Raw genomic sequence first — 10375 nt, forward strand, 5'->3', positions numbered from 1 at the left:
CTCAGTCGCGGCCGAGCTCGGCGTAGCACTCCTCGAGGACCCGCTCGCTGGGGGCAACGATCATCGCTGGGTCCGACAGATTGCGCAGTCCGACGAATCGTAGGGCACGGCCGCGGGTCTTCTTGTCGCGTCCCATCAGCCCACGAAGCTCGCCGAACGGGGCCCGCTGGTAGCTGGTGGGCAGGCCCAGGACGCCGATGAGTTCGCGGTGCGTGGCGACTGCCTCGTCCGAGAGCCCGAGCAGCCGGCGGGAGAGTTGCGCAGCGAAGATCATGCCGAGTGCGACGGCCTCGCCATGACGCATCCGGTAATGCTCCCAGGCCTCGATGGCGTGGCCGAGAGTATGGCCGTAGTTCAGCAGTTCGCGGCCGATCCTGTCGCCGACCGAGGTGGCCTCGCGCAGATCCGACGAGACCACATCCGCCTTGAACTGCACCGCGCGACGGATCAACTCCGCATGCCGGGCGCTGGTGACATCCAGCGAGCTGCTCGGCGAGGTGGCAATCAGCTCGCGGATCCGATCGTCGCGGACGAAACCGGCCTTGATGACCTCCGCCAGGCCGGAACGCACCTCGCGTTCGGGCAGTGTCGCCAGCAGATTCAGATCGGCGATCACTGCGTTCGGTTCGTGAAACGCGCCGACGAGATTCTTGCCTTCGGGCAGGTCGATGCCGGTCTTGCCCCCGACCGAGGCATCGACCATGGCCAGCACCGTGGTGGGCACGCTGATGAAACTGACACCGCGCAGCCAGCTTGCTGCCACGAAACCCGCCAGATCGGTGGTGGCTCCTCCGCCGACACCGATGATCAGGTCGGAACGGGTGAAACCCGCCGCAGCGAGCGCGCTCCAGCAGCTGGCCAGGATCTCGGGGGTCTTGGCGGCTTCGCCTTCGGGCACGCCCACCGACAGCACCGACACGGTTGCCGAGCCTGCCAGCCGCGCGACCTCGAGCGCGACCTCGGCGAGCGGATCGGGGTAGATGACCGCCACGCGGCTTGCGTCGCCGATCAGTGCGGACAGCTTGTCGAGTGCCCCGCTGTCGATCTCGACGCTGTACGGGTGTTCGGTGGTGAAACGGACGGTGCTCATCGCAGCCCCTGGGTCGTTAGCTGGGAGGTGATCTGAGCAGCAACCTTGGCGGGGCTTCGTCCGGCCGTGTCGACGACGATGGTCGCCACCTGCTCGTAGTACGGCGCTCGCTCGTTGACCAGCCGGCGCCAGTTTCCGGCCACATCGCCGCTCAGTAGCGGACGCGTGGTTGACGCGCCCACCCGGCGGACGGCTTCATGCACGGTGGCGCGCAGCCAGATGACCGGATGCCCGGCCAAGGCCGCGCGCAACCGCGCATTGGTCACCGCTCCCCCGCCCAGCGCGACGACCCCACCCGATTCCAGGGCAGCCAAGGTGGCGTCCAATTCGAGGCTGCGGAAGGCGGGCTCGCCCAGTTCGGCGAAGATCTCGGTGACCGGACGATTCTGCTGAGCCTCGATCACGTTGTCGACATCGCAGAACTTGACGCCCAGCCTGCCGGCCAGCAGCGCGCCGACGGTCGATTTTCCGGCCGCCGGCGGGCCGACCAGGACGATCGCGGGTAGCTCAGTCATGAATCGACAGTCCCCGCTCTGCAACTTGACGCAGGTACCCCAGGTAGTTGCGGCGGGTTTCCCCGAGCGAATCGCCGCCGAACTTCTCCAGACAGCATTCGGCCAGCACCAGGGCGACCATCGCCTCGGCCACCACCCCTGCCGCCGGCACCGCGCAGACATCGGAGCGCTGATGGTCGGCCACCGCCGGCTCACCGGTGGCCACATCGATCGTGCGCAGCGCCCTGGGCACGGTGGCGATCGGCTTCATCGCGGCACGCACCCGAACGAGCTCACCGGTGGACATGCCGCCCTCGGTGCCGCCAGAACGCTGTGAGAGCCGCTCGATGCCGGAGCCACCGCGGGCGATCTCGTCATGTGCCTGGCTGCCGCGAACCCGGGCGAGTTCGAAGCCGTCGCCGACTTCGACGCCCTTGATTGCCTGGATACCCATGAGTGCCGATGCGAGCTTGGCGTCCAGCCGGCGGTCACCTTGGATGTGGCTGCCGAGCCCAGGGGGGCAGCCCCAGGCGATTACCTCGACGACACCACCAAGGGTGTCACCGGCCTTCTGGCAGGCATCGATCTCGGCCTGCATGGCTGTGCTGGCCGCCGGATCGAAGCAGCGGACGGGATCGGCGTCGATCGCGGGCAGGTCGGCCATCGTCGGAAAGGTCGAACTCGACGCAGCGATACCACCGAGCTCGACGACATGACTGAGCACCGTGATGCCACAGGCCTGGGCGAGAAAATTCTGCGCGACTCGCCCGATCGCCACCCGGGCAGCGGTCTCTCTGGCGCTGGCCCGCTCGAGCACCGGCCGGGAATCGGCGAAGTCGTACTTCTGCATGCCCGCCAGATCGGCGTGACCCGGGCGCGGACGAGTGAGCGGCGCGTTTCGTGCCAGCTCTGCGAGCAGCTTGGGATCGACGGGGTCGGGAGCCATCACCTGCTCCCACTTCGGCCACTCGGTGTTGCCGACCATGATAGCGATCGGCGACCCCAGCGTCTTGCCGTGCCGGACTCCGGTGAGCATCGTCAACTCATCGGCCTCGAACCTCATCCGGGCGCCACGCCCGGCACCAAGCCGTCGCCTTGCCAAAGCCTCGGCGATGTCCTCCGATGTCACTGCGACTCCGGCGGGCAGCCCCTCCAGCGTGGCAACGATGGCGCGTCCATGTGATTCACCGGCAGTCAGGTATCGAAGCATGTGCCCCAGTATCCCAGATCGGAAACCCCGGCCGCTGCCCTAACCCTTAACCGCACTGATCGGCGTTAGCCTGGCACCAGGCGTGGAACTGCGCCTCGTTGGCGGAGTGGCCCTCGTAATCCGAGGCGAACTTCGTCTCTCCGGTGTCCGGATTCACTGCCACGAAATAGAGGTAGCTGCCGTGCGTCGGGTTGACGGCCGACTCGAGCGCATTCTTGCCCGGGTTCGAGATCGGGCCAGGCGGCAATCCCTCATGCATGTACGTGTTGTACGGCGAAGGATTGGCGCGTTCGTCGTCGGTGGTGGTGATGGTTCCGGGCGAGTTCACCGCGTAGATCACCGTCGAGTCCAACTGCAGCTTCATGCCTTGACCCAGCCGGTTGTAGAGGACCTGGGCGATATCGGGGCCGTATGCGGGGTCGCGGGTCTCCTTCTCGATGATGGAGGCGACGATCAGCGCATCATAGGGCGAGACCCCTATCGAGTTCGCCTTGTTCACGAAGGCGATCTGATCGGCGACCGTGCCGAAGTGCGACGTCATCTCGGCCAGGATCTCGGCCGCGGTCGGCTCGGTGTCATAGACGTAGGTCTCGGGGAAGAGGAAACCCTCAGGTTTCCCGTTCGCCCAATCCGGCAGCTTCAGCTGGGAGGGATCGGCAAGCACTGCCTCGAAGTCGGCGACCGGGATGCCGGTCTGCTCGCTCAGCCGTTCGGTCAGCACCGAATCGCGCAGGCCCTCGGGAATCGTGACCTGGGTGTTGACCATGTTCGCGCGATCCATCAGCGCCGTGACGGCGTCAGCGGCCTGCATCTTGGTCTTCAGCTGGTAGGTACCGGGCTGAATACCTGACGACCCGGCGATGCTGCCTGCAGCCTTGACGAATGCCTTCTTCGACGCCACCACATCGGCCTGAACCAGCACATCGGCCATGTCGGTCAGCGTCGCGCCATCGGGAATCGTGACCAGTACGTCCTGCTCACCGGGGCCGGGATAGTCGCTGACGCTTGTAAACCCTTGATAGACGTCCTTGACCTTGGAGTAGACGAAATATCCGCCGCCAACCAGGACGGCCAGCGAGATGACGATCGCCAGCAGGTTCTTCCACCACGAGCCGCGGCGCCTTGTCGGCGGCGGCGTCGGATCGGTGTCATCGTTGTCGAAGTAGTCGTCGCCGAAGTCGTCTTCGTCGAGGAATCGGCTCATCGTTACGGCTAACCTTCCTGGGGCCAGGCGCATCCGGCCGGTCGACCGGTGCGCTTCTCGTAGTCAAGTGCTTGCTCGAGAATGTCCACGGCGGCGGCCTGGTCGATGATGCTGCGCCGACTCCGTGAGGTCTTTCCGCTCGCGGCCAGCTTACGTGCCGCGCTGGCGGTGCTCAGCCGCTCGTCCACGACACGCAACGGCAGCGCCAGCCCGGCGTCCAACCGATCGGCCACCTCGGCCATCTGCCGGACCGCAGGACCTTCTCGTCCTGCCAGATTAACCGGCCAGCCGAGTAGCACCTCGATCGGGTCATATTCTGCGCAGATCTCGGTGAGCCGCTTGACGGTTCCGGGACCCGTGGGCACGGTCTCGACGGGGTAGGCCAGTAGGCCGTCCGGGTCGCATGCCGCGACCCCAACCCTGGCCTTACCCCAGTCGACGGCCAACCGGACTCCGCGACGGAACTCAGCGCCCAAGAACAGCCTCCACCTGATGGCGGGCCGCCTCGATGGCCTGCGGTGCGGCGTCCGGCTGCGAACCGCCGCCCTGAGCGATGTCGTCCTTTCCGCCACCCTTGCCACCGAGCTCGACCGCAGCATGCCGGACGATCTCGCCGGCCTTGATGCCCAGGTCTCGTCCCTGGCCGTTGACCGCCACCACGATCGACGGCTTGGAGCCGCTGCCGATCAGCACGACCACCGCCGCGCGGGCACCGAATTGGTCACGCACCTGACAGGCCAGCGAACGCAGATCACCTGCATCGGCGCCATCGACCACCTGAGCGGCGAAGAGGACGCCCTCAATGTCGGCTGCTTTCGCGACGATGCCGGCGACCTGAGCCTGCAACTGAGTCATCCGCAGTTCGGAGATGGTCTTCTGCGCCGACTTCAGTTCGGCAACCATGGCCTGAACGCGATCGCCCAACTGATCGGGTTGCACGCGCAAGGTATTGCTGAGCTCGTTGACCAGTGCGCGCTCGGCCGCCATGTGAGCGAAGGCATCGGTACTCACCAGCGCTTCGACTCGGCGGGCACCCGAACCGACCGACTGTTCACCGAGCAGGCTCAGCAGCCCGATCTGGCTCGAATGCTGCACATGGGTACCACCGCACAGCTCACGGCTCCACGGACCGCCCATCTCGACCATCCGGACGATCGGCGGATACTTCTCGCCGAACATCGCCATCGCGCCGAGTGCCTTGGCGTCCTCCAGCTTCATCTGGGTGGCGGTGACCTCAAGGTCATCTCGGATCGCCACATTGCAGCGCTCTTCGATTTCGGCCCGCAGCTCGGGGCTCAGCCCCTTCGTGGACGAATAGTCGAAGCGCAGATAGCCCGGCTTGTTGAACGAGCCGGCCTGGGTGGCACCCGAACCGATCAGTTCGCGCAAGGCCGCATGCAAGACGTGCGTCGCAGAGTGCGCCTGGCAGGCGCCGCGGCGGTTGAAACCGTCCACTAGCGCGGTGACGGCATCACCGATGGCGAGCTCATTGGGCACCTCGACCTTGTGGACGATCAGCCCCGGCACCGGACGCTGGACGTCGAGCACCTTGAGGTCGCCCGCAGGAGTACGCAAGATGCCCCGGTCGGAATCCTGACCGCCGGACTCCGCGTAGAACGGAGTCTCGCGGAGTACGACCTCCACGATGCTGCCGGCCGGCACGGATGTGACGGATTCGCCGTCCGCGATCAGGCCGCGCACCTTCGTGTCGACACTCAGATCGGTGTAGCCGAGGAACGGGGTCTCCCCCTCGGCGCGCAGCACCTGATAGGCCTCGGTTTGCACCGCGCTGCCCTTCTTGGCGCGGGCGTCGGCCTTGGCGCGCTGGCGCTGCTCATTCATCAGAGTGCGGAATGCGTCCTGATCGACGCTCAGGCCCTGCTCTGCAGCCATCTCCAAGGTCAGGTCGATCGGGAAGCCATACGTATCGTGCAACTGGAACGCTTTGTCGCCTGCGAGTACCTGGCCGCCGGACGAACGCACCTGCTGGGCTGCCAGGTCGAACAGCGCCGTGCCCGAGTTCAGAGTGTGGCCGAACGACTCTTCCTCCGCTGAAGCGATCTCCCGAATGCGCTCCCACTGGTCGTCGATGTCGGGATAGGAGGTGTGCATCACATTGCGACTCACGTCGAGCAGGTCGACGACCGACGGCGCGGCATAGCCGAGCAACCGCATCGAACGGATCGAGCGGCGCATCAGGCGGCGCAGCACGTAGCCGCGCGCCTCGTTGCCGGGCGCCACTCCGTCGGTCATCAGCATCAGCGAACTGCGCACATGGTCGCCGATGACGCGCAGCCGAACGTCATTGACGTGATCGGTGCCGTACTTCTTGCCCGACAGCTCGGACGCCCGGGCGATCACCGGGAAGACCTCGTCGGTCTCGTACATGTTGTCCACGCCCTGCATCAGAAGCGCGATGCGCTCCAGGCCGGCGCCGGTATCGATGTTCTTTCCGGGCAGCGGGCCGGCGATGTCGAAGTCGTCCTTGGCTCGAACCACCGAGAGATCCTCCTGCTGGAAGACCAGGTTCCAGATCTCCAGGTAACGGTCCTCATCGGCGTTCGGACCGCCTTCGGGACCAAACTCGGGACCACGATCGATGTAGATCTCCGAGCAGGGACCGCCAGGGCCGGGAATGCCCATGTTCCAGTAGTTGTCCTTGAGGCCACGCGACTGAATGCGCTCGTCCGGAACACCGACGGCCTTCCAGTAGTTCTTCGCCTCAATGTCACCCTCGGGATACTCGGGGTGCAGGCCGGCGCCGAGCACGGTGACCCAGATCTTGTCCGGCTCGAAGCCGAAGCAGCCGTCCTCGACGGAACCGGTGACCAGCTCCCAGGCCCACTCGATCGCCTCGCGCTTGAAATAGTCGCCGAAGCTGAAGTTGCCCAGCATCTGGAAGAAGGTGCCGTGCCGGGTGGTCTTGCCCACGTCCTCGATGTCGAGGGTGCGCACGCATTTCTGTAGGCTGACGGCCCGCTTGTAAGGCGAGGGCTCCGCACCGATGAAATACGCCTTGAACGGCACCATTCCTGCATTTACAAAAAGCAGGGTGGGATCGTTGTACAGCAAAGAAGCACTGGGCACGATCGTGTGACCACGAGCGGCGAAGAAATCCACGTAACGACGTCCGATCTCAGCTGCCTTCATCCCTCATCCTTACTCGCGATTTCTCTGCTGGCGTACCTACTGCCAGACCAGCACCTAAGCCTAGCGCGCAGCACTTGACCGCGTAGATTCGGAACATGACTGTGCCGCCCGCGAACCTGGACAGATCTGCCGGTGCTGCCTCGAAGCACCCCCCGATGAGCATCTCAGGCTGGACATACACCTTCGTTTCCACCCTTCAGCGTTTCTCCCGCAATAAGGGCAACGACATGGCCGCCACCCTCACCTATTACACCGTGCTGGCCGTCTTCCCGGCCCTGTTGGCACTGGTCTCGCTGCTCAGGCTGAGCGGGATCGAGGACCTGGTGATCCCCTGGTTGACAGAACTGCTCGGCTCAGTGTCCACAGATCAGGCGTTCAATCAGACCGTCGTCGGCATCGTCCAAGGCTTCTTCTCGAGGTCCGGTGCAACATTCGGCCTGGCGGCCGGTGTTCTGACCGCCGCGTGGGCCGCCAGCGGGTATGTCGCCGCCTTCAGCCGTGCGATGAACCGCATCTACGGAGTCGTTGAGGGACGCAATCCCATCAAACTCAAGGCCTCCCAGTTCGGCATCACCATAGTGCTGCTGGTCGGTATGGCCCTGCTGCTGCTGGCCATGGTGCTGAGCGGCCGGGTCGCCGACTGGCTGACCGGCAACTCCCAGTATCTCGGCGGCGTCGTCCAGGTCTGGCAGTGGCTGCGTTGGCCACTGATCATCGTCTTGGTGATCGGCTTGATCAGTGTTCTCTACTACGTCTGCCCGAATGTACGATTCCCGCGGTTCCGCCCGCTCAGCTACGGGGCGATCGTGGCGACGCTCACGGCGCTGATCGCGGTGGCCGGGTTCAGCTTCTACGCGAGCAACTTCGGCAGCTACGACGTCACCTACGGTGCACTGGCCGGCGCCATCATCGCCTTGTGGCTGGTCTGGCTGATCAACCTGGCGCTTATCATCGGCGCGCATCTGGATCTGGAGGTGCTGCGTAGCAGGCAACTGATGCAGGGCCTTCCCGCCGAGCGAGAACCGATGCTGCGCCTGAAGAACTCCGCCGGCGTCTCGAAGAAGACCCGGCAGCAGAACAAGATCGCCGCCAAGGGCAACCGGCTACGCCTCGGGGGCCAGTAATTCGCGGATCGTGTCCAGCCGCTCGGCGATCTGAGCCTCGTTGCCGTGCGAGGTCGGCTGGTAGTACCGCCTGCCGACCAGTTCGTCCGGGAGATACTGTTGCGCGGCAACGCCGTGCGGATAGTCGTGGGCGTAGCGGTATCCCACGCCGTGGCCGTAGTCACCCGCGGACGAATAGTGCGCGTCGCGCAAATGAGGGGGAACGTTGCCGATCCGCCCCGCCTCCACGTCGGCGATCGCCGCACCGATCGCCATCACGACGGCGTTTGATTTCGGCGCGGCTGCCGCGGCAATCGTGGCATGCGCCAGATTGATCCGTGCCTCGGGCATGCCGATCAACTGAACCGCCTGGGCTGCTGCGACGCAAGTCTGCAAGACCGTTGGGGCAGCCATCCCGATGTCCTCGCTGGCCAGCACGATCAGGCGGCGCGCGATGAACCGGGGGTCCTCCCCCGCCTGGATCATCCGCGCCAGCCAGTGCAACGCGGCGTCCACATCGGATCCGCGTACGGACTTGATGAAGGCGCTGATCACGTCATAGTGCTGGTCGCCGTCGGCGTCGTAGCGAACCGCCGCCCGGTCGACCGACTGCTCGACGATTTCAAGATCGATCGCCGCGGTAGCTCTGGCATCGGCGCTGCGGGCAGCCTCTTCCAGATAGGTGAGGACGCGCCTGGCATCGCCACCGGCCATCGACAGCATCGCCGTCCGCGCCTGCTGATCGAGCCGATACTTGCCTTCGAGGCCCCGCGGGTCGCTCAGCGCGCGATCCACAAGGATGTTCAGGTCGTCATCGGTCAGCGGACGTAGTGTCAGAATCAGCGAGCGCGAGAGCAACGGCGAGATGACGCTGAAACTCGGGTTCTCCGTGGTGGCGGCGATCAGCGTCACGAGCCGGTTCTCCACCGCCGGCAAGAGAACATCCTGCTGAGCCTTGTTGAAGCGATGCACCTCGTCCACGAAGAGCACCGTCGAGACCCCGCGGGCGAGCTCTTTCTTGGCGGTCTCCAGTTGCGCTCGAACCTCCTTGACTCCGGAGGTGACCGCGGAGATCTCGACGAAGCGTCGTCCGGTCTGATGAGAAACCACCGCCGCGATGGTCGTCTTACCCACTCCGGGCGGCCCCCACAAGAAGACCGACATGGCGCCGGTTCCCTCGGCCAGGCGCCGCAATGGTGAGCCGGGCGCCAGCAGATGCTGCTGCCCGACGATCTCGTCGATGCCGCGCGGACGCAGTCGCACCGCCAGCGGCAGATTGGCATGATCGGCCTGGCTCAATGACCCGCCCGCGCTCGGCCGCGTGTCCGGGGTGATGTTGCCGAAGAGATCCTCGCTCACCCGAGTGACGCTACTCCATCGCGCAGACCCGCCCTGTGATCAGCCGAACAGCTTGGCCTCGAGCGCGGACTGATCGGCTCGCGTCCAGCCGCTGGCCTCCAGCCACCCGCCGACGGAACCATAGTCGCGGGTGACCCGGCTGAGGACCAAGCCCATCAACTCGGGCGGAGTGGACTGGGATTGCACGTCGGAGTCGTGCTCGCCCGACCCGGCGCTCGCACCGAAACCGAGCTTGGCGAGAATCGCCTCGATCCGCTCGGTGCTCGCCGCGTAATCGGCCAGCACCTGGGCCCTCGGCACACCAACCGCCGAGAGGAGGACGGCGCTGACCGTGCCGGTGCGATCCTTGCCCGCGGCGCAGTTGATGATGGTCGCCCCCCGAGCGGCCGCAACGGCGCGCAACGCAGCAACGATGTTGTCCGGCCGCGTCCTGAAGTAGCCGAGGTAGTGGCCGGCGACGATGTGCACGGTATCGGGGGGATCACCGTCCTCGAGCACGGCCAACTCACCGAACCAGGCGGGCATCGGGTCATTGGGATCATCGTCTGGATAGAGGCTCAGCCGATGCACGTCTACGCGGCCGTCGAACGGAAAGCGCGTTGCCCGGGCCCGCTCGCTGTTGGTGCGCAGATCGACCACGTCGCTGAGGCCGAGATCGTCGAGCAGCCAATCGATGGAGGTCTGCGGCAGATTATCGAGATTGTCGGAACGCAGCACCACGCCATCACGGATCATGCGTCCCTCGGCGGTGGTCATGCCACCGAA

Annotated in this window: 9 protein-coding genes; 1 reads left to right on the plus strand and 8 read right to left on the minus strand. The window is 65.5% G+C overall.

Features of this window, described 5'->3' with window-relative positions; all coding sequences use genetic code 11:
* Position 1: 1 nt before the first annotated feature.
* The 6 genes from aroB to alaS are packed head-to-tail and all read right to left on the minus strand — an operon-like array spanning position 2 to position 7148.
* Positions 2–1090, minus strand: a complete 1089-nt coding sequence (aroB, locus tag AAFP05_RS04985) for a 3-dehydroquinate synthase (protein ID WP_341728749.1) — start codon at positions 1088–1090, stop codon at positions 2–4.
* Positions 1087–1605, minus strand: coding sequence for a shikimate kinase (locus tag AAFP05_RS04990; protein WP_341728750.1), 519 nt, complete (start codon positions 1603–1605; stop codon positions 1087–1089). The genes aroB and AAFP05_RS04990 overlap by 4 nt, the downstream gene beginning before the upstream one ends.
* Complete coding sequence (gene aroC / locus AAFP05_RS04995; RefSeq protein WP_341728751.1) at positions 1598–2794, minus strand: chorismate synthase; 1197 nt, start codon at positions 2792–2794, stop codon at positions 1598–1600. Before aroC ends, AAFP05_RS04990 begins: the two co-directional genes overlap by 8 nt.
* 46 nt (positions 2795–2840) lie before the next feature.
* On the minus strand, positions 2841–3998 hold the full coding sequence (gene mltG, locus AAFP05_RS05000) for an endolytic transglycosylase MltG (RefSeq protein WP_341728752.1): 1158 nt from the start codon (positions 3996–3998) through the stop codon (positions 2841–2843).
* Between the two features lie 8 nt (positions 3999–4006).
* Positions 4007–4474 carry a Holliday junction resolvase RuvX gene (ruvX, locus tag AAFP05_RS05005; RefSeq protein ID WP_341728753.1) on the minus strand — a complete coding sequence of 156 codons (468 nt, stop codon included), beginning with the start codon at positions 4472–4474 and terminating at the stop codon, positions 4007–4009.
* On the minus strand, positions 4464–7148 hold the full coding sequence (gene alaS, locus AAFP05_RS05010; RefSeq protein WP_341728754.1) for an alanine--tRNA ligase: 2685 nt from the start codon (positions 7146–7148) through the stop codon (positions 4464–4466). The genes ruvX and alaS overlap by 11 nt, the downstream gene beginning before the upstream one ends.
* A gap of 155 nt (positions 7149–7303) precedes the next feature.
* Between alaS and AAFP05_RS05015 the strand changes: the two genes are divergently transcribed.
* The gene (locus tag AAFP05_RS05015; protein WP_341728755.1) at positions 7304–8272 is read left to right on the plus strand and encodes a YihY/virulence factor BrkB family protein; all 969 of its coding nucleotides are present in this window, start codon (positions 7304–7306) and stop codon (positions 8270–8272) included.
* On the opposite strand, the gene AAFP05_RS05020 is transcribed toward AAFP05_RS05015, so the two are convergent.
* Together AAFP05_RS05020 and AAFP05_RS05025 are read right to left on the minus strand one after the other, a co-directional pair.
* Positions 8252–9550 carry a replication-associated recombination protein A gene (locus tag AAFP05_RS05020; RefSeq protein ID WP_341728782.1) on the minus strand — a complete coding sequence of 433 codons (1299 nt, stop codon included), beginning with the start codon at positions 9548–9550 and terminating at the stop codon, positions 8252–8254. The genes AAFP05_RS05015 and AAFP05_RS05020 overlap by 21 nt on opposite strands.
* Before the next feature lie 99 nt (positions 9551–9649).
* A partial coding sequence (locus AAFP05_RS05025) for a tyrosine-protein phosphatase (protein ID WP_341728756.1) occupies positions 9650–10375 on the minus strand: 726 nt, incomplete at its 5' end.

It is taken from the genome of Brooklawnia sp. (genome assembly GCF_032229645.1).
GTDB lineage: Bacteria > Actinomycetota > Actinomycetes > Propionibacteriales > Propionibacteriaceae > Brooklawnia.